The 22,352-nt window shown below is 66.3% G+C and carries 23 protein-coding genes; 11 read left to right on the top strand and 12 right to left on the bottom strand.

The genetic code is table 11. From position 1 onward, the window contains the following. Positions 1–56: 56 nt before the first annotated feature. Positions 57–1,115, top strand: coding sequence for a ligase-associated DNA damage response exonuclease (locus tag JKF87_RS08580; protein ID WP_201099512.1), 1,059 nt, complete (start codon positions 57–59; stop codon positions 1,113–1,115). Here JKF87_RS08580 and JKF87_RS08585 read toward each other — a convergent pair. Beyond that, positions 1,089–2,735 (bottom strand): response regulator, encoded by a 1,647-nt coding sequence (locus JKF87_RS08585; protein WP_201099440.1) that lies wholly within the window; start codon positions 2,733–2,735, stop codon positions 1,089–1,091. The genes JKF87_RS08580 and JKF87_RS08585 overlap by 27 nt on opposite strands. 220 nt (positions 2,736–2,955) lie before the next feature. Between JKF87_RS08585 and queC the strand changes: the two genes are divergently transcribed. Genes queC through JKF87_RS08600 form a run of 3 tightly spaced genes read left to right on the top strand, consistent with a single transcriptional unit; the run spans position 2,956 to position 4,699 of the window. Then, positions 2,956–3,699, top strand: coding sequence for a 7-cyano-7-deazaguanine synthase QueC (gene queC / locus JKF87_RS08590; RefSeq protein WP_201099441.1), 744 nt, complete (start codon positions 2,956–2,958; stop codon positions 3,697–3,699). Then, positions 3,696–4,331, top strand: a complete 636-nt coding sequence (gene queE, locus JKF87_RS08595; RefSeq protein ID WP_201099516.1) for a 7-carboxy-7-deazaguanine synthase — start codon at positions 3,696–3,698, stop codon at positions 4,329–4,331. Before queC ends, queE begins: the two co-directional genes overlap by 4 nt. Further along, on the top strand, positions 4,331–4,699 hold the full coding sequence (locus JKF87_RS08600; protein WP_236261217.1) for a 6-pyruvoyl trahydropterin synthase family protein: 369 nt from the start codon (positions 4,331–4,333) through the stop codon (positions 4,697–4,699). The genes queE and JKF87_RS08600 overlap by 1 nt, the downstream gene beginning before the upstream one ends. A gap of 158 nt (positions 4,700–4,857) precedes the next feature. Here JKF87_RS08600 and JKF87_RS08605 read toward each other — a convergent pair whose 3' ends face one another. The 3 genes from JKF87_RS08605 to JKF87_RS08615 are packed head-to-tail and all read right to left on the bottom strand — an operon-like array spanning position 4,858 to position 6,754. After that, a complete protein-coding gene (locus JKF87_RS08605) occupies positions 4,858–5,562 on the bottom strand; it encodes an alpha/beta fold hydrolase (protein WP_201099443.1) in 705 nt (234 codons plus the stop codon). Positions 5,563–5,572: 10 nt separating this feature from the next. Then, complete coding sequence (locus JKF87_RS08610) at positions 5,573–5,848, bottom strand: hypothetical protein (RefSeq protein ID WP_201099444.1); 276 nt, start codon at positions 5,846–5,848, stop codon at positions 5,573–5,575. A gap of 57 nt (positions 5,849–5,905) precedes the next feature. After that, positions 5,906–6,754: a thioesterase family protein gene (locus JKF87_RS08615; protein WP_201099445.1), complete on the bottom strand. Its 849-nt coding sequence runs from the start codon at positions 6,752–6,754 to the stop codon at positions 5,906–5,908. Between the two features lie 201 nt (positions 6,755–6,955). Between JKF87_RS08615 and JKF87_RS08620 the strand changes: the two genes are divergently transcribed. Then, positions 6,956–7,444, top strand: a complete 489-nt coding sequence (locus JKF87_RS08620; RefSeq protein WP_201099446.1) for a winged helix-turn-helix transcriptional regulator — start codon at positions 6,956–6,958, stop codon at positions 7,442–7,444. Between the two features lie 305 nt (positions 7,445–7,749). Here the strand turns inward: JKF87_RS08620 and JKF87_RS08625 are convergent, their stop codons facing one another. Together JKF87_RS08625 and JKF87_RS08630 are read right to left on the bottom strand one after the other, a co-directional pair. Beyond that, positions 7,750–8,970: an RtcB family protein gene (locus JKF87_RS08625; RefSeq protein WP_201099447.1), complete on the bottom strand. Its 1,221-nt coding sequence runs from the start codon at positions 8,968–8,970 to the stop codon at positions 7,750–7,752. Positions 8,971–9,272: 302 nt separating this feature from the next. Further along, positions 9,273–9,587 carry a hypothetical protein gene (locus JKF87_RS08630; RefSeq protein WP_201099448.1) on the bottom strand — a complete coding sequence of 105 codons (315 nt, stop codon included), beginning with the start codon at positions 9,585–9,587 and terminating at the stop codon, positions 9,273–9,275. Between the two features lie 192 nt (positions 9,588–9,779). On the opposite strand from JKF87_RS08630, the gene JKF87_RS08635 reads away from it, so the two are divergent. From JKF87_RS08635 to eco, 3 genes are read left to right on the top strand one after another with little or no spacing between them, the layout of a single operon-like run. Further along, positions 9,780–10,481 (top strand): helix-turn-helix transcriptional regulator, encoded by a 702-nt coding sequence (locus JKF87_RS08635; RefSeq protein WP_201099449.1) that lies wholly within the window; start codon positions 9,780–9,782, stop codon positions 10,479–10,481. A 58-nt stretch (positions 10,482–10,539) separates the two neighbouring features. Beyond that, positions 10,540–10,890, top strand: coding sequence for a VOC family protein (locus JKF87_RS08640; RefSeq protein WP_201099450.1), 351 nt, complete (start codon positions 10,540–10,542; stop codon positions 10,888–10,890). A gap of 60 nt (positions 10,891–10,950) precedes the next feature. After that, a complete protein-coding gene (eco, locus tag JKF87_RS08645) occupies positions 10,951–11,448 on the top strand; it encodes a serine protease inhibitor ecotin (RefSeq protein WP_201099451.1) in 498 nt (165 codons plus the stop codon). 17 nt (positions 11,449–11,465) lie between these two features. On the opposite strand, the gene JKF87_RS08650 is transcribed toward eco, so the two are convergent. The 6 genes from JKF87_RS08650 to JKF87_RS18285 all read right to left on the bottom strand — a co-directional run bounded on the left by JKF87_RS08650 (position 11,466) and on the right by JKF87_RS18285 (position 18,810). Next, positions 11,466–12,938, bottom strand: coding sequence for a globin-coupled sensor protein (locus JKF87_RS08650; RefSeq protein WP_201099452.1), 1,473 nt, complete (start codon positions 12,936–12,938; stop codon positions 11,466–11,468). 124 nt (positions 12,939–13,062) lie between these two features. Further along, positions 13,063–14,274: a tRNA 2-thiouridine(34) synthase MnmA gene (gene mnmA, locus JKF87_RS08655; RefSeq protein ID WP_201099453.1), complete on the bottom strand. Its 1,212-nt coding sequence runs from the start codon at positions 14,272–14,274 to the stop codon at positions 13,063–13,065. A 111-nt stretch (positions 14,275–14,385) separates the two neighbouring features. Beyond that, a complete protein-coding gene (sciP, locus tag JKF87_RS08660) occupies positions 14,386–14,670 on the bottom strand; it encodes a CtrA inhibitor SciP (RefSeq protein WP_201099454.1) in 285 nt (94 codons plus the stop codon). A 172-nt stretch (positions 14,671–14,842) separates the two neighbouring features. Next, on the bottom strand, positions 14,843–16,600 hold the full coding sequence (flgE, locus tag JKF87_RS08665; RefSeq protein WP_201099455.1) for a flagellar hook protein FlgE: 1,758 nt from the start codon (positions 16,598–16,600) through the stop codon (positions 14,843–14,845). A gap of 47 nt (positions 16,601–16,647) precedes the next feature. Further along, positions 16,648–17,376 (bottom strand): flagellar hook assembly protein FlgD, encoded by a 729-nt coding sequence (locus tag JKF87_RS08670; protein WP_201099456.1) that lies wholly within the window; start codon positions 17,374–17,376, stop codon positions 16,648–16,650. Between the two features lie 3 nt (positions 17,377–17,379). After that, positions 17,380–18,810, bottom strand: a complete 1,431-nt coding sequence (locus JKF87_RS18285; RefSeq protein WP_236261218.1) for a flagellar hook-length control protein FliK — start codon at positions 18,808–18,810, stop codon at positions 17,380–17,382. A gap of 96 nt (positions 18,811–18,906) precedes the next feature. Here JKF87_RS18285 and JKF87_RS08680 point away from each other — a divergent pair, with 96 nt between their 5' ends. The 3 genes from JKF87_RS08680 to JKF87_RS08690 are packed head-to-tail and all read left to right on the top strand — an operon-like array spanning position 18,907 to position 22,288. Next, positions 18,907–19,218: a hypothetical protein gene (locus JKF87_RS08680; protein WP_201099457.1), complete on the top strand. Its 312-nt coding sequence runs from the start codon at positions 18,907–18,909 to the stop codon at positions 19,216–19,218. Positions 19,219–19,226: 8 nt separating this feature from the next. After that, complete coding sequence (flgK, locus tag JKF87_RS08685) at positions 19,227–21,326, top strand: flagellar hook-associated protein FlgK (RefSeq protein ID WP_236261219.1); 2,100 nt, start codon at positions 19,227–19,229, stop codon at positions 21,324–21,326. Continuing rightward, the gene (locus tag JKF87_RS08690) at positions 21,323–22,288 is read left to right on the top strand and encodes a flagellin (protein ID WP_201099459.1); all 966 of its coding nucleotides are present in this window, start codon (positions 21,323–21,325) and stop codon (positions 22,286–22,288) included. Before flgK ends, JKF87_RS08690 begins: the two co-directional genes overlap by 4 nt. Positions 22,289–22,352: the final 64 nt, after the last annotated feature.

The raw sequence follows: 22,352 nt of genomic DNA on the forward strand, positions 1-22,352 counted from the left end.
TGGGTTGTTCCTGTATGAAGGGGCGACCAGACGGCGTCGAGAGCGTTAGGTTCGTCATGATCCGCCCGGAAGACCTGCTGCATCCCACGCCTGCCGGCCTGTATTGTCCGCCGGGCGACTTCTACATCGACCCGGTGCGGCCGGTGGATCGGGCGGTCGTGACCCACGGCCATTCGGACCATGCGCGGGCGGGGCATGGGGCGGTGCTGGCGACCCGGCAGACCCTGGCGATCATGGCCGAACGCTATGGCGTCGACTTCACTGCGCGGGAGCAGGCGGTCGAGTACGGTGAACGGACGTCTTTGAATGGCGTTGATCTGCGGCTGGCGCCCGCGGGCCATGTGCTGGGCTCGGCCCAGATCGAGGTGCGTTGGAAGGGCCTGACCATGGTGGTGTCGGGTGACTACAAGCGCCGTCGCGACCCGACCTGCGCCCTGTTCGAGCCGATCCCGTGCCATGTCTTCATATCGGAGGCGACGTTCGGCCTGCCGGTGTTCAACCACCCGCCCGCAGAGGAGGAGGTGGCGCGGCTGGTGCGGTCGCTGGGCCAGTTCCCTGAGCGGGCGCATCTGGTCGGCGCCTATGCGCTGGGCAAGGCGCAGCGGGTCATTAAGTTATTGCGAGAGGCGGGATGGGATCGACCCATCTATGTGCATGGGGCGATGGAGCGGCTGAACGCGCTGTATGAGCGCGAAGGGGTGGACCTGGGGCCGTTGCGGACGACGCGCGACCTGCCCAAAGGCTCTCTGGGCGGAGAGGTGGCGATTGCGCCCCCGTCGGCCATTCAGGACCGTTGGGCGCGACGGTTCGCCGACCCGGTGACGGCCTTCGCCTCGGGCTGGATGGGGGTTCGGGCCAGGGCGCGGCAGAGGGGCGTGGAACTGCCGCTGGTGATATCGGACCATGCCGACTGGACTGAACTGACCGACACCTTCACCGAACTGAAGCCCGACGAGGTCTGGATCACTCACGGACGCGAGGAAGGTCTGCTGAGATGGGCCGAGATCAATGGCCAGAAGGCGCGGGCGCTGCGTCTGGTCGGTTATGACGATGAGGACGACGAGGCGGTTTCAGGCCCGGCCCAAGGATCAGGCGAAGCGACGGCCGCTTCGTAAGGCGTCTTCCGGGTCTGCGGCTTCACCATCCTCTTCCGACGAGGCGGTGCTGGTCAGGGCTGCGTTCATGGCCATGCGCAGGCGTTCCGGCTTGATCGGCTTTTCGACCACGGCGGCCATGCCGATGGACAGATAGTGTTTGGCGTCGTCGGGGTCGGCGTTGGCGGTCAGGGCGACGATGGGCAGGCGGCCCAGCTTGCCGGGCAGGGCGCGGATGGCCTGGGTCGCCTGGACGCCGTCCATGCGCGGCATCTTGATGTCCATCAGGACCATGTCGAACGCGCGCTTCTGGACCATTTCGAGGGCTTCGAGACCGTCCTCGGCCAGTTCGGAGCTGCAGCCGAACATTTCGCACAGGGCCTGAGCCACGACGCGGTTGGTGGCGTTGTCGTCCACGATCAGGATGTGCGGCGCCGACTGCAGTTGCAGATCGGACAGGGCGGCGACGTTGGATTCCTCCTCCGTCTCGACAAAGGCGCGTTCGGCGCTGAGGTCGAAGGCGAAGGTGGCGCCGCGACCTTGGTTGTTCTCGGCCCAGATGCGGCCGTTCATGCGCTCGATCACCTGACGGCAGATCGACAGGCCCAGGCCCGCGCCGTCGGGGCCGGAGCCGTGGACGAAGGGCTCGAACAGGGTGTCGACGCGGTCCATGTCGACGCCGGGGCCGTCGTCGCGCACGCGGGCCTCCATGTGGACCTGATTGCCTTCGACCCAGGCCTTGAGGCGGGCCTCGACCACGCCGTTGCGGGCGAATTTCAGCGCGTTGCCGACCAGGTTGGCGAAAACCTGCTTCAGGCGGACGCCGTCGATATTGGCGACCAGCTCGGTGTCGCCCTCATAGCCGACCAGCAGGGTCACGCCGTCCTGAGAGGCGCGCGGCTCCCACATCGACTGGATGTCGTCCATGAGGGCGCGCAGCGGCGTGGGGGCGGATTGCAGCTCCAGTTCGCCCGCCTCGGCCTTGGACAGGTCCAGCGCGTCCTGAAGTATGCGCAGCAGGGTTTCGGAGGAATCGACAATGGTCTGCAGATGGGCCTGGGCCGTCTCGGTCAGGGGCTGGCGGCGCAGCAGTTCGGCGACGGCCAGGACGCCGTTCATCGGCGTGCGCAGTTCGTGGCTCATGATGCCCAGGAACTGGCTCTTGGCGCGGGCGGCGGACAGGGCCTGGGTCTTGGTGTCGCTGAGAACGGCGGCCTGGGCGGCCAGTTCGCGGTTCTGCTCGCGCTGACGGTTGTTGACGGCCTGCAGCAGCGAGGCGGCGGTGCCGACGCCGTGGTAGCGGCCGTTCTTTGTGATCAGGAAGCCGCGCAGCAGGGCGGAGGGGCCGCCCTTGAGCATGACGTCGCAGAAGGTTTCGATCCGCACGTCGGCTTCGACCACCGCCGGCTCGGGGTCCATGGCGTTGCTGATGGGGCGGGCGTCATACAGGGCGTGGCCCAGACGGCTGGCCATTTTTTCAAGGAAGGCGCTGCGCTCGACCAGACCGACGGGGACGCCGTCTTCGAGAACAGGGATCACAAGCGTGTCGGGCTCGCGCTCAAAACGCGCAAGAACCTCCGATCCGTAGATCGTCGGCGCGACCGGTTCAGGGCGCTCAGCAAGGGTCTCGATGGTGGGCATACTGCCTCAGAACTCCATACTCGACTGAATAGTGGAGCTGAACCATTTGCTGATTGGTTAAGCTGGTTTGAAAATTGGGCCCGATGACTACCGGTGACAATAAGGGAAAATGCGTGTTTTGCGCCCCGGACAGGGGTGGTGTATTAGGCCCGCCCGACCCATCTAGGGTCTTCATCCCTTTGTGCATGCGCGCGGCCGACCGGCCGACCGCAGGTTTGTCATGAGCGTCACCCTGGAAAAGACCCCCGAAACGGCCCGCGAACAGCTCCAGACGGCGGCTTTGGTCCTGTTCTCCGGCGGGCAGGACAGCGCGACCTGCCTGGCCTGGGCGTTGGAGCGGTTCGAACGGGTCGAGACAGTGGGCTTCGACTATGGCCAGCGCCATGCGGTCGAGATGCAGGCGCGCCAGACCGTGCGCGACAGCATGGCGAAGGCCCTGCCGCAGTACGCCGACCGTCTGGGCGACGATCATGTGGTGGACCTGACCGGATATGGCCGGATCGCCGAGAGCGCCCTGACCGCCGACCGCAAGATCGAGATGGACGCGCGCGGCCTGCCGACGACCTTCGTGCCGGGACGCAACCTGATCTTCCTGGTCGCGGCGGCGGCGCTGGCGGACCGGCGCGGGCTGGAGGTTCTGGTCGGCGGCATGTGCGAGACGGACTATTCCGGCTATCCCGACTGCCGCCACGACACGATGGTGGCGATGGCGCGGGCGCTGTCGCTGGGGCTGGACAAGCCGGTGGTGATCGAAACGCCGCTGATGTGGCTGACGAAAGCCCAGACCTGGGAGTTGGCCCAGCAGATCGGCGGGGCGGCCCTGGTCGAACTGATCATCGAGGACAGCCACACCTGCTATCAGGGCGACCGGACGCACCGGCACGCCTGGGGCTATGGCTGCGGCGAATGCCCGGCGTGCGAACTGCGGGCGGCGGGATATGATGAATGGGCGTCGGGGCGATGACCTATTCGGCCAAGGAAGTCTTCCTGACGGTGCAGGGCGAGGGCGGGCAGGCAGGTCGGCCCGCAGTCTTCCTGCGCTTCGCCGGGTGCAATCTGTGGAGCGGACGCGAGCAGGACCGGGCCAACGCCGTCTGCACCTTCTGCGACACTGATTTCGTCGGCACGGACGGCGGCGGGGGCGGCAAGTTCACGACGCCTGACCTGCTGGCCGATCATGTCGCGTCGCTGTGGCGGGGGCGCGAGGGCGATCCCAAGCTGGTGGTCTGCACCGGAGGCGAGCCGCTGCTGCAGTTGGACCCGCCGTTGATCGCGGCCCTGCACGCGCGCAGATTTGAGATTGCGATCGAGTCGAACGGCACCCTGGCGGCGCCCGACGGCATCGACTGGATCTGCGTCAGTCCCAAGGCGGATGCGCCCGTGGTCCAGACGCGCGGGCAGGAGCTGAAACTGGTCTTTCCGCAGGACAAGGCCATGCCCGACCGGTTCGAGCATCTGGATTTCGAACGTTTCTGGCTGCAGCCGATGGACGGGCCGGATCAGGTCGCCCACACCGCCGCCGCCATCGAATACTGCCTGACCCATCCCCAATGGCGCCTGAGCGTCCAGACCCACAAATACATCGGCGTCCGCTAATGCCCGTCTTCGAGATCACCAAACAGGCGACGTTCGACGCCGCCCACCACTTCCCCAACGAACCCGAGGGCAGCATCTATCGCCGCGTCCACGGCCATTCCTTCACGGTCGAGGCGACGGTGCGCTCAGAGGTGCTGGACGTCGAGCATGGCTGGGTAGCCGACCTGGGCGCGCTGGACAGGGCGCTGAAGGCGGCGGCGGACACGCTGGACCACGGGATGCTGAACGAACATCCAGGGCTGGAGCTGCCCAGCCTGGAGAACCTGTGCCTGTGGTTCGTGGCGCAGTTGAAGCCCGAATGGCCGGGTCTGTGCCGCATCCAGGTGGCGCGCCCGACGATCAACGAGCGGTGCGTGCTGAGCCTTTAGGCGCTTGAGTTCGTCATTCCGGGGCGTCCGAAGGACGAACCCGGAACCTAGGAGGCTCGTGCCGACGTCGAATGCGTGCGCAGGTTGGTTGCGGTCCCGGGTTCCGGGTTCCTCGCTTTGCTCAGCCCCGGAATGACGTTTAGGGCAAGGCGCAAGGCCTAAGAAAACGGCGGCAGAGAGAGCCATTTCTCCAGCGCCGTATTGACGGCTTCCGGCTGTTCCAGCGTCGAGGCGTGACCGCATTCGGGGATGATGACCAGATGCGCGCCCGGCAGGGCCGAGGCGATCTCTCGCGCACGGATCGGCGGGGTCAGGGGATCACGGTCCCCGACCAGAACCAGTGTGGGCACGCGGATCCCAGGCAGATCGGGGCGTGAATCCGCTCGGCCGATGATCGCCTTTTGCTGGCGCACGAAGCCTTCAGCGCCGATCTGCAGGCCCATGCGGACCTGAATGTCGATAAGGGCCTGATTGTTCTCGTGCTGCGGGTGCAGCAGGCGGGGCGATATCTCGCGCATGACGGTCTCAAGCTGGCCGTCCGCAACCCGTTTGATCAGGGCCTGCCGCTGCTGGGTCTGTTCGGGCGCATCGGGACGGGCCGTGGTGTCCAGCAGCGTCAGCCGCTCCACACGTTCCGGCGCCTGCCGCATGATCTCGAAGGCGATGTATCCGCCCATCGAAATGCCGCCCAACGCAAAACGGGGCGGGGCGTCGCGCAGGATGACGGCGGCCATCTGGGCCATGCTGTCGCCTTCCAGAGTCGAGGCCACGGTGACCGGCCTGTGCGGGCTGAACGCCGCGACCTGAGGGGCGAACAATTCCGCGGTGCAGGCCAGGCCGGGGATCAGGACAAGAGGTGTCATGGCGGTCAGCCTAGCACGTCTTTCCCTGACGCTGACGCTGTTCGCAGCGGCGTTGCTCGCGCTCGTAGTCGCGCTGTTCGCGCTCACGGCGGGCGCGGGTTTCCTCGTCCGAGGTGGTGACGGCGTCGACGCCTGCGCCGACCACCGCGCCTGTGGCCTTGGCCGCGCCGCCCACGACGGCGGCGGTTCCGCCGACAACCGCCCCGACGACGCAGCCCTGAAGCAACAGGCCTGCACCCAGGACCACGCCGAGCACGGCGGAACGCACGATGAGACGGTCGATCATTCCGGTTCTCCGCTGGAAGCCGTGACGATGGACCCTAATGGTGAATGGAGGCTGACCTTAGGCGCTGCGTTGCGGCAGCAGCTTGCGGCGCTGTCGGGCGACGGCCAGAGGCGTGCCGTCGGCGCCCCAGGCGACGACGTCATCGACGGTCCAGCCAAGACCCAGATCGATCATGCTGAACTCGAAGAAGGCCCAGCCGTCGGGTGCGTTTTCGGGCGTCGGATCGGTCAGGATGTCGATGCGGAAATCCACCGTAGTCATCATCGCGGGCGTGCGGGTTATGGTCCAGGCGGGCGGATAGACGGCGTCCAGCAGGAAGCAAAGGGCCGCCTCGTCCAGGGCGCGGCCGTCCGCCATCCGCATCCAGGTGCGCTCGATCGCCGGCTTGCCCTCATTGCCACCCAGAATGTTGGGGCCGCCGTCGAAGCGATATTCGACCTGGCTGGAGAAGTGGGGCGCCATCGGGCCGTGGATGCGGGCCTCGGGGTTCAGGCTGTCCAGCGCAGGCGGGACACGGTGCAGCGGCGACGCAGGCGGCGGCGCGCTGTCCAGACCATAGGTGCCGGTCGCGTGATGGGTCATGCGGCCGTCCTGATCCGCCTCAATGGCGGCATAGAGGACGTTGCGGCCGCCGCGCAGCAGACGGGGACGAAAGGCGACGGGCTCTCCGAACCTGGCCGCCGACAGGTATTGGACCGACAGAGACCGCAAGGGCGCTGTCAGCGACAGCCCCTCACGCATCCCCTGCGCGCACAGGGCCGCCAGCAATCCGCCGAAGGGAAAGCCCTTTTCCGGCGGCAGGCTGTTCGGGCCGTTGGAGAAATGGCCGGGCACGGCGACTGACAGGGCGCCGTCTTCAAGGGTCTGGAAGGCCAGAATGGCGTCGAGGGATTGGGGAGGCGTCATCGCGCAGTCCTGAGCAGGCAAGGCAAACAGCGGGCAAATACAAAAAACGGAAGGAGCGGTTTGAACCCGCACCCTCCGCCAGTCAAAGGAACAAGGACGCCGTGCTGGGAGAGTCTACGTCCGTTGCCAAACAAGACTGACTGACTGGGTTCAGATTGGCAACCCTTGCAAAAACCCTGACGCGGGGTCACTTTCACCCCTATGGGACGCACCGCAGACTATAGCCGCCAGAGCTGCTCTATCGCCGCAACGCTAGAGGTGATCGGCGACCCGTGGACGTTGCTGGTCATCCGCGACGCCTTCAACGGCGTGACCCGGTTCGAACAGTGGCAGGACAATCTGGGCGTGGCGCGCAACGTTCTGGCCGCGCGTCTGAAAAGCCTGGTGCAGCACGGGGTGCTGGAGCCGCATCTCTATTCCGAACGCCCGCCGCGCAACGAATACGTCCTGACCGCCAAGGGCAAGGACCTGTACGGGGTGCTGGTGACCCTGCACGGGTGGGGCAACAAGCACGTCTATGGCGAGGCCGACAGCGGCATCGACATGGTCCACAAGACCTGCGGCCAGACCCTGACACCCCGTATCGCCTGCGGCTGCTGCGGCGAAATCGTCAAACCCCGCGACATCAAGCTGACAAGAGCCGAGAACCGCCCGACGGTGGGCGATGTGATGCCGAAGGAAGCGGCTTAGCAGGGCGAGATTCTTGGTGTGAACCGCTTGTTCGTGAGGGCGCTGATCGGAACGGCCGTAGTCGTTGGGGCAATCGCCGGAGCATGGACTCTCAAGAGGGAACGTGACTGTCAGATCGTGCAGTCTTCGATCAATCCAGAAACCGATGTCGAGGTGCGTAGGAGCAGTGCAGGCGTTTGCTATCCGTGCCGCCCGGACGGACCGTTGTTTGACATCACCTATCGGTATTGTGCGGCAGGAGACGGCGTTTACGCCGCGAGTTGAAACGACGAAAGCCGGCCGCGTCTGCACGCAACCGGCTCCCGTCATCCCTTGACGCACACCACCTGACGCAGGGTGTGCACGACCTCGATCAGGTCGGTCTGGGCCGCGATGACCGCGTCGATGTCCTTATAGGCCATCGGGGTTTCGTCGATCACTTCGGCGTCCTTGCGGCATTCGACGCCAGCGGTGGCGCGGACGTGGTCCTCGACCGTGAAGCGGCGCTTGGCCTCGGTCCGGCTCATGGTCCGGCCGGCGCCGTGCGAGCAGGTGCAGAAGCTTTCCGCATTGCCCTTGCCGCGCACGATGAAGGACTTCGCCCCCATCGAGCCGGGGATGATGCCCAGTTCGCCGTCCTTGGCCGACACCGCGCCTTTTCGGGTCAGGAAGACATCCTTGCCGAAATGCTTTTCCTTCGAGACGTAGTTGTGGTGGCAGTTCACCGCTTCCTGCGTCGTCTCCAGATCCGGCCAGACGGCCTTCAGCACCCCAAGCACCTGATCCATCATCACCTCGCGGTTGGCGCGCGCATATTTCTGCGCCCACGACACCGCCCGGACATAGTCGATGAAGCCGTCCGTCCCTTCCGGGAAATAGGCCAGGTCCTGATCCGGCAGGTTGATGTGCCAGCGGCGCATCTCGTGCTTGGCCCGTTCGATGAAATAGGTGCCGAAGCGATTGCCGACACCGCGCGAACCGGAGTGCAGCATCACCCAGACATCGCCCGCCTCATCAAGGCACAGCTCGATGAAGTGGTTGCCGGTGCCCAGGGTGCCCAGATGGCCGAAGCCGCGCGGATGCGCCGCCTTGGGGTGGCGCTCCACCACGGCGTCATAGCCCGCCTTAAGGTCAGCCCAGCGGGTGACCGCCGAAGCCGGAGGCTCCGCCGCCCAGGCGCCCTTGTCGTTGCGCCCGCCGTTGTCGGTGCGGCCGTGCGGAACGGCGGCCTCGATGGCGGAGCGGATGGCCGACAGGTCGTCAGGCAGGTGCTCGGCCCGGATCGAGGTCCGCACCGCCATCATGCCGCAGCCGATGTCCACGCCCACGGCGGCGGGAATGATCGCCCCCACGGTCGGGATCACGGAACCCACCGTCGCCCCCATGCCCCAGTGCACGTCGGGCATGACCGCGACATGTTTATGGATGAACGGCAGCGAGGCCACGTTCTTCAGCTGTTTCAGCGCCGCATCCTCGATGGGCACGCCTCGGGTCCAGGCCTTGATGGGCACATGGTCCGGGGTTTCGATCACGTCATAGCCAGACATGGCCGACGTCTCCTTTTCTGTTTCTGATCCTCACGGACCGGCAGGGGAGGCGTCGCTTGCAGATACCAGAAACCCCTCCGGCCGGTGGCGGGAGGGGTTGCTGGAAAACCGAAGTCGTTTGACCGACTGTTCCCTACACGCCCTCCACGCACACGACCTCGCCCTGGGCCGACAGCCGGTCCAAGCACTTGGGCGCATTCATGGTGACAGAGTGGGTGAACATGGGTCTCTAATCGTCTTCGGAGGCGGGCGGATACACCCATATGCCGCGGCAGGGCAACCCCAGAGATGCCGATTGGGGGCTAGCGACCTGGCGCGCGTTGGCCGTGGTATGAGATGCCGGGCTTGGCTCGTTGTTCTGCGTCGCCGTATTCGAACTCGGTGATGGGGATGCCGAATGCGGTCAGGAAGTCACGAACACGTTCGGCGCGTTTTACGGCGAGGGGCGGAGCGTCGCTAGGATTGGCGGGATCGGGCAGGCCCGTAATGGCGATGTAGGTGAAATCGCAGCGATCTGCGACCTGCGCCAGCCAGGCGAATCCGCCGGTGAACGGACGTGCGAAGGTCTCAGCTTCTTGTTGGAAATAGAGGGCGATATACCCCTCGCAAGGGGGCACGGGCGGCGGTGGGCATGGCTGGGGGGATGGCGCATGAGCGCAGGCGGCCAAAGCCAGAACGGCTGGTACGATTGCGAATTTCGACATTGGCAAGCCTCCGTTTGCGCGATGATGGCGCAACCTTTGCGCGATAGGCAAGGGCGGTGGTGCGCTGCTGCCGCTTTCTGACAGCAGGTCTGTTAATGTCGCCATGTGTCCCGGTCCGAGCGCCTTTTTGATCTGTTGAACGCCCTGCGGCGGCATAGGCGGCCGGTCAGCGGGCGGGCGCTGGCGGACGAGATGGGGGTCAGTCTGCGGACCCTGTATCGCGACATCGCCAGTCTGCAGGCGCAGGGGGCGACGATCGAGGGCGAGCCGGGGGTGGGCTATGTGCTGCGGCCCGGTTTCATGCTGCCGCCGCTGATGTTCACGCCCGAGGAGATCGAGGCCCTGGTGCTGGGCTCGCGCTGGGTGGCGGAGCGAGCCGACGGGCGGCTGAAGGAGGCGGCGCTGAGCGCGGTGGCGCGGATCGGGGCGGTGCTGCCGCCGGACCTGAAGGACGAGATGGACAGTTCGTCCCTGTATGTCGTGCCGGGCGCGCCGTTCCCGACGGATACGGTCGATCCGGCCCTGCTGAGGAAAGCGATCCGCACCGAGCGGCGGCTGACCCTGTGTTACCGCGACGAGGCGGGGGCGGCGTCGGAGCGGGTGGTCTGGCCGTTCGCGCTGGCCTTCTTTGACCGGGTGCGGCTGCTGCTGGCCTGGTGCGAGCTGCGACAGGATTTCCGCAGTTTCCGCACGGACCGGATCGTCGAGGCGCAGGTGGGGCAGGACCGCTATCCCGCGCGGCGTCAGGCGCTGATGAAGACCTATCACGAAGACCTGGAAAAGCGGCGGGCGGCTGAACGATGCTGACGGAAACTGGCAGCAGCGTGGTCTAGTTTTGTTCCTGTCGAAATGACGGGAGGGGCTGATGACCGAGACGGATGACATTCTGCTGGACGTGGCGGACCCCGAGGTCAGCGCGCGGTTCTATGAACGGCTGCTGGCCAGCCGCCCAGTGCAGGCCAGCGCGGACCGGGCGCTGTTCGTGCTGGCGTCAGGGCGGCGGCTGAGCCTGTGGCGGCGGATGGATGGACAGGCCGGTGCGGCGGTTCAGGTCGGGTTCCGACTGGAGGGCGCGGCGGCGGTGGATGATCTGCACATCGACTGGTGGGATCGCGGGGCGCGGATCGTGACGCCGCCCGAGGACATGGCGCAGGGGCGGGGCTTCGTCGCGCACGACCCGGACGGGCATCGGCTGTGCGTGTTCGCTCTGGCGTGAGGAACGCGAGCCGGGAAGGCGCGTTTGAATGGTGAAGCTTCAACGTCTGAAAGGCCCGTCATGAAATATCCGCTGACCATCCTAAGCTGCGCCGCCGCCATGACCCTGGCCGCCTGCGGCACAACTTCTGCTCAAGTGGGGCCAGGCGTCGGACCGCAAGGCGCGGACGATCTGAAAGCCTTCCCGGCGGCGACGGCGGGCCAGACGCGCCACGTCATCCGTCTGCCGCAACAGGCGAATGAGGATGGGCTGAAGGTGGAGATTATCGTGGGCAAGACGGCCCGCGTGGACTGCAACAACCATTTCTTCGGCGGGCGGATCGAGACGCGCACGGCGGAAGGCTGGGGCTATGACTATTATGTCCTGCCCGCGCTGGGCGCGATGGCGGGGACGCTGATGGGGTGCCCGGCCAACAGCGAGCGCGAGCTGTTCGTCGCCGCGCCGGAACAGCCGCTGGTCCGCTACAACAGCCGCCTGCCGTTGGTGGTCTATGCGCCGCAGGACGTGGAGGTGCGCTATCGCCTGTGGCGCGCGGGAGAGACGCAGAACGCCCGCTGATTATTCCGGATTGAGGTTCAGGCCGCGATGCGGCCTGAACGCGCGGCCGATGCTGCGATCTGGAACTGACGCACGCTGCGCATCAGGGTGTCGGCTTCGGTCGCCAGTTGGCGGCTGGCGGCGGTGGCTTCTTCGGTCATGGCGGCGTTCTGCTGGGTGATCTCGTCGATCTGGCTGATGGCGCGCTTGACGTCGGACAGGCGGTCGGCCTGCTCGCGGGCCGAGACGGCCATGCCGCCCGCCAGAGCATCGACGTCGGCGACCCGCTCGCCGATGCGGGTCAGGGCGGCGCCCGTGCGCTGAACCAGATCCACCCCGCGTGAGACTTCTTCGGACGACTGGAGGATGACGGCGCGGATTTCACCTGCGGCGGCGGCGGAACGCTGGGCCAGGGCGCGGACCTCGGAGGCGACGACGGCGAAGCCGCGGCCGGAATCGCCCGCACGCGCCGCCTCGACCCCGGCGTTCAGGGCCAGAAGATTGGTCTGGAAGGCGATTTCGTCGATCAGGGTGACGAAGCCGCCGACATTGCTGGAGGACTCGCTGATGGCCGACATGGCCTGGGCGGCCTCGGCGACGACGGCGATGCCGCTTTCGACATCGCGGCGGACGGCGCCGACGGCCTCGACGCTCTGTTTGGCGGCGACGGCGGTCTGTTCGACGGAATCCACCACCTGTTCGGTGTTGGCCGAGGTGCGTTCGACGCTGGCGGCCTGACGCTCGGTGCGCATGGCCAGGTCGTCGGAGGCGCTGGCCAGTTCGGTGGCGCCGCTGCTGACGGAGGCGGCGCTTTCGGTCACGGCGGTGAAGGCGTCGCGCAGGGCGATGACCGCGGCGTTGAAGTCGTCCTTCAGCCCGACATAGTCATCCGCGACCGGGATGGTGATGGTCGATCCCAGGTCGCCTGCCGCCAGACCCTTCAAGGCGTGGCTGAGGACGGAGACGATCTGGGCCTGCTGGGCGTCGGCCTCGGCCTTGGCGGCTTCGGCGCGGTCGCGTTCGGCCTGAAGCGCCTCAAGATAGGTCGAGATGGCCAGATCCATGTCCAGCATGACGCGGCGGCTGAGTTCGCCTGCCGCCTCGGCCGTGCGGCGGTCATGGTGCTTGTCGAACAGCCTGCGTTTGCGGGTGGTGACGGCCGTCAGAAGCTTGCTCAGGATCAGGCTGTAGCCGCCGATGTACCAGCGCGGCTCCAGCCCGATGCGGGCGTGGACATTGCCGATGACGCGGACGGACTGGCCATAGGCCTCGTCGGCGCGGCCTTCGACGATGGCGTCCCAGTGGCTGACCTGCGCCGACTTGGCCGCGCCGATATGGGCCTCGTCCCGGAAGAATTTCCGTGTCTCCGGCGTGGCGCGGATGCGGTCGTAGAAGGCGTTGAGAGCGTCGGGCAAGGCCATGCGCAGCAGAGGCTCCTGCGCGGCGTAACCGGGCGAACGGGGGCCCAGGTCCATGAACCCTGTACGGCGTTCGATATCTTCGCGCGACATCCGATTTCCACTCCAACTGAGGGGATGGCCCTAGACGCGGCATGGTTATGGTCTGCTTACCGTCGGACGGATTTGGCCGTGCAAATGCGGACTTGGGACAAAATGTCCAAGTCGGCGGGCCGGATCAGGCGGCGACGGCCGTCGTGTCGCGGATGAAGCCGCCGCCCAGAACCCGCTCGGTGTCGATCGGATCATAGAGGGCGCAGGCCTGGCCGGGGGCTACGCCTTCTTCGCCTTCATCGAAGACGACCGCGACATCGCCGTCGATCAGGGCCAGACGGGCAGGGGAGGGCTGGCGCGTCGACCGCACACGGGCCAGCACCGGCGCGCCCGCTTCGGCGGCGGCGTGGATGGTGTCGTGGTCGCCCAGCCAGTTCAGCTCTTCCAGCGTCAGTGAGGCGGTCAGCAGAGCTTCGCGCGGGCCGACGATGACGCGGCGGGTTTCAGGCTCAAGCTTGGTGACGAACAGGGGCTCGCCCACGGCGACGTTCAGGCCCCGGCGTTGGCCGATGGTGTAGTCGGTGATGCCGGAGTGCTTGCCCAGAACGCGACCGTCCATATGCACGATCTCGCCCGCCTCGCGGCCTTGCGGGCGCAGACGGTCGATCAGGGTGCGATAGTCGCCCGAGGGGACAAAACAGATGTCCTGGCTGTCCGGCTTCGCGGCGATCTTGAGGCCCAGTTCGGCGGCGACGCCGCGCACCTGGGGCTTCTCCAGATCGGCCAGTGGGAAGCGCAGGTAGTCCAGCTGGTCGCGCGTGGTGGCGAATAGGAAGTAGGACTGATCGCGCGAATGGTCGATGGCCTTGCGCATCTGGCTGCGCCCGTCGATTTCGGCGCGGCGGACATAGTGGCCCGTCGCCATCGCCTCGGCGCCCAGATCGCGGGCGACATCCAGCAGGTCGCGGAACTTGACCGTCTGATTGCAGCGGATGCAGGGGACCGGCGTCTGACCTTTAAGGTAGCTGTCGGCGAACTGGTCGATCACGGCGTCCCGGAAGCGGCTTTCGTAATCCAGCACATAGTGAGGAATGCCGATCATGTCGGCGGCCAGACGCGCGTCGTGAATGTCCTGACCCGCGCAGCAGGCGCCCTTCTTCTTCAACGCCGCACCGTGGTCATAGAGTTGAAGCGTGACGCCGACCACGTCATAGCCCGCCTTGTGCAACAGGGCGGCGACCACGGTGGAGTCCACCCCCCCCGACATGGCCGCGACCACGCGCGAACCCAGCGGCAAACCAACCGCCGCACGCGCGCTCTCGATCGCCGCATCCATGTCGGTGCGGGCGATGTCTGGAACGGGGCAGAAGTCTTCAACGAGCGTCATCGCCGCCATTTAGGGTGGAACCCGCGCGATTTCGAGGCCTGAACCATATTCGATGCCGGAAATGACAAGGGCCGCACCCGTTTCCAGGTGCGGCCCTTATCGGTCTTCGGGGAGAAGCGGTCAGGAGCGGTAGGTCTGGATGCGCGTCGTGCGCAGTCCCTGCATGCCCCATTTATCAATGGCCTTCTGCCAGGCCAGGAATTCTTCAGCCGTCAAACGATAGGTCGCCAGGGCGTCATCCAGGCTGAGCAGGCCGCCACGGACAGCGGCGACGACCTCGGCCTTGCGACGGATCACCCACCGGTCCGTGTTGGACGGAGGCAGATCCTTAAGCGTCAGGGGGGTTCCCGTCGGCCCGACCACGTATTGTTCGCCTTTGCTATTAAGGCGTCGCTCTTGCAACATGGGCTTATGCCTCTTTCACCAACACCGTACTGTCACGAAGATAGAACGGCCCGGCTAAGGTCCATTTAAGGGTCGTGGTGAAGGAACGACTAAAATCGGTTCCCGCCCGTACGACTCTGTAAACCTTGCTTACGTGGGGATTCATTGACTCTAACGACTAGTTACTGGCGGATCAGCGTTTGATGTTGATGAGCTCGGCCAGCATTTCGTCGGCCGTGGTGATGATTTTGGACGAGGCGGAATAGGCCCGCTGGGTGGTGATCAGGCCGGTGAATTCCGCTGACAGATCAACGGTCGAAGACTCCAGCTGCTGGGAGGCGATGGAGCCCGCGCCGCCGGTGCCCGCGCTCTTCAGATTGAAGGTGCCGCTCTGCAGGCTGACAGCATAGGCGTTGCCGGAAACCTCGCGCAGGCTGTCGGGGCTGGGGAAGGTGGCGACCGCGACCTGGGCGATGCGGCGCATGACGCCGTTGTCGAAGATGGCGGTGACGAAGCCGCTGTCGTCGATGCGGATTTCGCTCAGATTGCCGAAGGCCGTGCCGTTGGTGATGGTCGACTGCACCACGGAGGCGGTGTTCAGCTGGCTGAGGCCGCCTGCCGAGGTGTTAAGGTCCAGGGTGACCGTTTGGGCGGCGATGCCCAGACCGTCGGCCCAGGCCACCTGGCCGGGGGCCATCGACAGGTTGTTGGGGTCTGACTTGCCGAAGTCCAGCGTCGCCTGGCTGGGGTCGTCGAACAGGCCGGTTCCGGCGGGCCAGTTCTTCATGGTGTCGATGTCCAGACGGCCGGATGGCGTGAAGGCGATCTTGCCCGTCTTGATCTGGCCGTTGGCGTAGGGATCGCCGGTGATGACGTCATCCGCCGGAACCGAGACGATTTCGGCGTACCAGATGTTCGGCTCGTCGCTCTTCAGGAAGCGGATCTCCAGATTGCGCTGGCCGCCCTTGGAGTCCGAAACCGGGATGTTCATCTTGAAGTCGGGTTTGACGCCCGCCGGGTTGTTGGCGTCGGCGTTGTACATGGCCATCGAGTTGACGGACGGGTCGTACTTGGACTTGGCGGCGATATTGGTCGACAGGCCGATGTCGGCCAGGTTGACGGTGTAGGGCGCGCCCGAGGCGGGGGTGAACTGGATCTGGCTGGGCGGCGCGCCCAGAACGGCGGCGGAGCCCGAGTTCTGACCGTTGACGGTCAGGCCGGTCAGGGCGCCGGTGGCGGGATCATAGGTCGCCTGGGCGTTGATCCGCTGCGTGCCGGACTTGAGCTCGACATCATAGGCGTCGGCGCCCGTGCGGGTGTAGCGGACCGACAGGTCATGGCTGCCTGGCGGCACAGCCGTGTCGGCGACGCTCTTGTACGGCTGGGCGCTGGCCGCCGCCGAAGGCTCCTGGCTGGAGCGCAGGTTGGCGTTGATCTGGACGCGGGTCGTTGGCTCAGCGGTGCCGCCGACCGAGCCGATGTTGATCGAGCGCAGGCGCGACAGGTCGGACGGGTCCGAAGAGATCTCGCCATTGGCGTCGACAGGCCAGCCCTGCAGGTACAGACCGGCGCTGTTTTTCAGATAGCCCTGCTTGTCGACGCGGAAGGCGCCGGCGCGGGTGAACAGATGGGTGTCGGTGGAGGCGACGCCCTCGGCCTTGTCCGTGACCACGAAAAAGCCCTGACCGGCGATGGCCAGGTCGGTGTTCTCGTTCGTGCGCTGAAGCTGGCCTTCCTGGCTGATGAAGTGGCGGGTGTTGGTGGTCACGCCGCCAGCCGAATAGCTGCCGCTGGTGCCGCTCTGGCTGTTGACCAGGGTCTGGAACTCGCTGGCCGTGCGCTTGTAGCCGACCGTGTTCACATTGGCGATGTTCTGCGAGATCGAGGCGAGGGCCGCAGAGTTGGCGGCGAGGCCGGACACACCGGCCAGCATGGCGCTGTTGAGGCTCATGAGAAACGCTCCTTAAAAAGATATCATCGGGAAGGCGGCGGAGCGCATCATGCGGCCGCCTCCTCGTCTGGGACGTTCGGATTCTCCGGTTCGTCGGGTTTGTTCTCTGCCTTGGCCTTGATCTCGTTCAGCGAGATCACGGTCGAGAGCGGAAGGATGGAGTCGCCGATCACAAGGAAGGGCTCGCCGTTGTACATTTCCACGCCGGTCACGCGGCCGCGGATCAGGGCCTGGGCGTCGACCTTGGCGCCGCTTTCATTGGTGGCGGACACCTTCAGCGTATAGACGCCGCCGTCGTCGGCCTTGCCGCCGCCCTTGAGGTCGCCGTTCCAGGTGAAGTCGTGGATGCCCGCGCCCTTGTCCGGGCCCTGGCCTTCCCAGACCACGGCGCCCTTGCTGTCCACGATCTGCAGATTGACCTTGTCGGCGCTGGCGCCCAGTTCATAGGCCCAGCTGGCCTTGCCTTCGCGGAACTCGGTCGCGGTCCAGGCGGCGGTGACCTCCTTGCCGATATAGTTGGAGGCGTTGTCCAGGCCGCCCGCAGCCTGGGCCTTCAGCAGACTGGTCAGCAGGTCGTTGGTCAGCAGCTGCTGCTCGACGCCGGCCATCTGGGTCAGCTGGGCCGTGAACTGATTGGAATCCAGCGGCGACAGCGGGTCCTGGTTCTTCATCTGGGTGGTCAGCAGCGTGAGGAAGGTCTCGAAGTTCGAGGCCAGCATCTTGTTGCTGCCGTTGATGCGGCCGGCGGCGTTGTCGGCGGATACGGCGGTGACCATGGGTCAGACCTTCATATCGACGCGGTCAGGCGTCAGTGAAAGATTGGTCCAGACGTCGGGCGTCAGGATGGAGGAGGCGTCGGCGGCCAGAGCCAGGCGTGAGCCGCCGCCGAACAGGGCGTTGCGCTGTTGCTGGCGCTCAAAGGCGTCGCCGCCCTGGGGCTGATCGCGGTGACTGAAGTCCAAGGCGTCGCCTGCCAGCTGGAAACCGGCGTCCTGCAGCTGTCTGCGCAGTTCGTCGGCGCGGCCGCGCAGTTCGGCGGCGGCGGCCGGATTGTCGAAGGCCAGACGGGCGGCCAACTGGCCGTCGTCGCCGATTTCAAGACTGACATCGACCCGGCCCAGGTCTTCCGGCGTCAGCACCATGTCGAAACGGGTCGACTTGCCGTCCAGGCTGCGGGCGATCTGGGCCGCGAGATGGGCCGTCGTTTCGATCGTCGCCTGCGACAGGCGCGAGAAGGACAGGCTGCGTTCGACGGCGGCGGCCTGCTGCATCGGTTGGGCGTCGGGCGCGGCGGGCGCCGCGGGCTGAGCCGAAGCGGCGGCGGTCTGGGCGGGGGCGGCCGGTTGGGCGCTGTCGACAGCGGGCGCACGGGCGCCGGAAGACGCAGGCGCGGCGTCGGCCAGCGTCGTCTTCTGGATGTTGGGGCTGTCGTCCTTCGCCGAAGCGGAGGCGTCAGAAACAGCCGCGTTGCGCGGGGCGGAGGCGTCGTTGTGGCGCAAGGGACGGGGCGGGGCAGGCTCGCCCTTGAGGGCGGCGGCCAGGGTGTCGGCGGTTGTCCGGTCGCTGGACGAGGCCTCGTCGTCGGTCGCCGAAGTCTGATCCGTCGTCGCCTCCTGGGTCGCCTTCAAGGCCTTGGCGATGGCGGGCGGCGCGATTTCGGCCTGATCCGCAGAGGCGGCCAGAAGGTCGGCGGGCAGGGCCAGAGCGGCGGGCGCTTTTTCGGCGGTCGGCTGGATGTCGTTGGCGGCGTCGCTGGTGATGGCCGCGATCTGCTGCGGGGTCGGCGGCGCACCAGCGGTCCTCGCAGCGGCCTCGGCCTGGACTTGAGCAGGCGTGGCGATCAGTTGAATCGGCGCCGCCGCCATGAAGATGAAGGGCTGCGCGTCGGTTTCGACGGGGGGGGCGGCGGCGACGCGTTCGGTCGGGGCGTCGTTCTGGCCATCATCCAGACGGTCGTGCGGCGCCTCAGGGAGGGGGATGGCGGGCGGCTGTGTGGCGGCGTCGGCATCCGCCATCTGCACCTGCGCCAAGGCCTGCATGGGGGCGTTGATCACCCGGGCCGCGCGACCGTCGACGCCGGGCGCTTGCAGGATGTCGGCGATCTTGGAGGAAAACAGGCTCGCGTCCTCAGCCTGGCCGCCGGGCGCGGCCGAGCCGACACCGGCGGAGGCCGGAGCGACAGGGACAAGCATGGCGGAGGCGGTCGGCATTTAAGTGCAGGCTGCTTTTCAAAAATGGGGCGGCGCCTGCTGCGCCTGACTATTCGACGCGAGCCTCGCAAGCCTTGGGCCATGCCGAATAGATCAATGAAAACAATGAAAACAATGAAAAGATGTCGGCTTTTACGCTGGGTTCTGAATCTGACGGTCGTTTATTGCCGCGCATTCGCCGTTTTTTGCCCGGTCTCGCCCGGCGCCGGTCGAAACCGTTTGAACGACAGCGGCGCCAGTTTGGCGCGAGGCTTGCGCGCCTATCCGGTCATGACAGCTGTCCATTCAGCGATCTTGTTTGAATTCAACGCTCAAGCCGAGCGGGGATGGCGCGTGGCCGGGCAAGAAATGCGCGCAGCAGGGCAGGGCTTGCCGGGTCGGCAGGAGGAAGTGCGTCAATGTCGCTGAATTCGATTATGAACATCGCGACGTCCGGCCTGCAGACCGCGCAGGCCCAGTTGCGCGTCACTTCCGACAACATCGCCAACGTCAACACGGTCGGATACGTCCGCAAGATCGCCGACCAGAGCGCGTCGGTGACCAAGGGCTATGGCGACGGCGTCGACATCACGCGGATGCGGCTGGCGACCGACCGCTTCCTGCAGGCGGCCAGCTTCAGCGCCAACGCCGACGCCGCGCGCCACGGGGTGCGTTCGGAGTTGTTCAACCAGATCCAGAACCAGTTCGGCGATCCCAGCAGCAACACCAACTTCTTCGCCCAGATCGACAAGCTGTTCGCCAGCTACGCCAATCTGGCGGAAAGCCCGACCTCCTCCGCCGCGCGCCAGGACACGATCTACAAAACCCAGGCGATGTTCGATGACGCCGCCAACATCGCCCGCCAGATCCAGGCGACGCGGCAGGAGGCGGACAGCCGCATCCAGTCGGTGGTCGAGACGATTAATCCGCTGCTGGAGCAGATCGACAAGCTGAACAAGACCATCGCCGCCGGATCGGTGACCAACCAGGACGTGACCGGCGCCCAGAACGCCCAGCAGAGCCTGATCAACGAACTGTCCAAATATATGGACGTGAAGATCGAGCAGCGGTCGAACGGGGGCGTGACCCTGCGGACCGGCACGGGCATGACGCTGGTGGGAGAGGGTTATGCGACCCTGTCCTATCAGGCGGCCGGCACGGTGGACGCCACCACGGCCTTCTCCGACATCATGATCACCGAACCCAGCGGCACGCGCTGGCCGGTGCTGGACGGCGTAACCTCGGGTGAACTGCGCGGTCTGGTGGAGTTGCGGGACAAGGACGCGCCAGCGGCGGCGGCCCGGCTGGGCGAGTTGACGGCGAAACTGGCGGACGAGTTGAACCGCGCGCACAACGCCAACACCAGCGTGCCCGCGCCCGCCATCCTGTCGGGGCGCAACACCGGCCAGTCGCTGGAGAATGCGCTGGCGGGCTTCACCGGACGGACCACCATCTCGACCGTGGACAGCGCGGGGGTGGTCCAGGCCTCGGCCGAGATCGTCTTTTCGGGCGGGACCATGACGATCAATGGTCAGGCGGCGGACCCGACGACCTTCCTCAATGTTCTGAACGCCCAACTGGGCGGGACGGGCACGGCCAGCTTCGCCGACGGCGCGCTGCGGCTGCAAGGGGCGGGCGGCAACGGCGTCGCCATCGCCGATGACGCCAGCGCGCCCAGCAACAAGGGCGGGCGCGGCTTCTCGCACTGGTTCGGGCTGAATGATCTGGTCACGTCGGCGGCGCCCAGCTTCTATGAGACGGGGCTGACGCTGAGTTCTCAGCACGGGTTCACGCCGGGCCAGAACCTGACCTTCCGCTTCAATGACGACAACGGATCGCGCCTGCGCGACGTAACCGTCGCCGTGCCGACGGGCGCGGGCACGATGGCCGAGATGCTGACGGCGCTGAACGACCCGATCAATGGCGTGGGCCGTTATGGCGCCTTCAGCCTGGATGCGAGCGGGACGCTGGCCTTCAAACCCTACAACCCCGGCGCCCAGACAATGAGCGTGGTGCAGGACGGGACGATCCAGAGCCCGTCGGGTCTGTCGATGTCGCAGCTGTTCGGCCTGGGCGGGACAGGGGCGACGCGCGCGGCCGGCTATTCGGTGCGCAGCGACATTCAGCAGGACCCCAATAAGCTGGCGCTGGCGCAGTTGAACCTGTCAGCGGCGGCGGGAACCCCCGCCCTGAGCAAGAGCGACGGTCGCGGCGGCCTGCTGCTGGCCGATGCGGGTAAGACCAATGTGAACTTTGGCGCCGCAGGCGGAAATGGCGGCGGGGGCAAGACGCTGTCGGCCTATGCCGCCGACTTTGCAGGCGACATCGGCGGGCGGGCGTCCGCCGCCAAGAGCCGCGCCGAAACCGCCAGCGCCCTGTCCAAGGAGGCGACCAGCCGTCGCAACGCCTCCGAAGGGGTGAACATGGACGAGGAACTGGTCAATATGACCACCTTCCAGCAAGCCTATAACGCCTCCGCCCGCCTGATTCAGGCGAGCAAGGACATGTATGATGTTCTGATCGGAATCCTGAGATGACCCGCGTCGCAACCTTCGGAAACTATCAGTCGGCGCTTCTGAACCTGATGAGCGCCCAGAACCGTGCGCAGCAAGCGCAGGAGCGGATCGCCAGCGAGAAGATCGCCACCGACATGTCCGGCTATGGCCGGGGCGCCGAGTCTCTGACCAGCCTGACCTCGACGCAGGAGCGGCTGACTGGCTTCATCACGGCGGGCAAGGCGGCGTCGGCGCGGCTGGACGCGCAGGACCTGGCCATGACCCGCATCGCCGATGGCGGCAAGGGCGCGCGCGACGCCATCGCCAACAGCCTGGCGGCGGGCAGTGTGGACAATCTGATGGCGGAGCTCAGCCTGCAGTATCAGACGGTGCAGGGCGGGTTGAACGCCCAGCATCAGGGGACCTATCTGTTCGGCGGCGGGCAGGGCGATGCGCCGCCCGCGACAGCCAGGACGATGGCGGATCTGGCGGCGGCGCCCTCGTCCGCCGCGACCTTCGCCAATGACACGCTGAAGCAGAAGTCGCGCATCAACGAAACGACCACCATCGAGACGGGCTTTTTGGCCAGTGATCTGGGCGGACCGCTGGCGGACGTGTTCCGCAACATCCAGGCCTATCAGAACGGCGATCCCGTCACGATGAACGGGGTGACCTACACCCCCGCCGGGGCCGGTTCGATCGCGGGCAAGCCAAGCGGAGAGGTTGAGGCCTTCCTGCAGGCGGCGATGAGGGAATTGGATGCGGCCAATATCGGCGTGACCAACCAGACCGCCAAGAACGGCCTGATGCAGAACCACGTCGAGGCGGCGCTGGATGCGCACGAGGCCCAGGAAATCTCGCTGAAGAAGCTGATGCAGGACAAGTCGGGCTATGATCCGGCGCAGGCCATCACCGATCTGCAGATGGCGCAGGTCGCCATTCAGGCTTCGGCCCAGGTGGTGAACTCGCTGCGCAACACCTCGCTGCTGGACCTGCTGCGCTAAGCACCGATCTCTGGCGTTACGGCTACGCTGGACGGGCGATGCGCTAAGAACATATAGTGAACGA

The organism is Brevundimonas nasdae (assembly GCF_016654005.1).
Lineage (GTDB): Bacteria > Pseudomonadota > Alphaproteobacteria > Caulobacterales > Caulobacteraceae > Brevundimonas > Brevundimonas nasdae.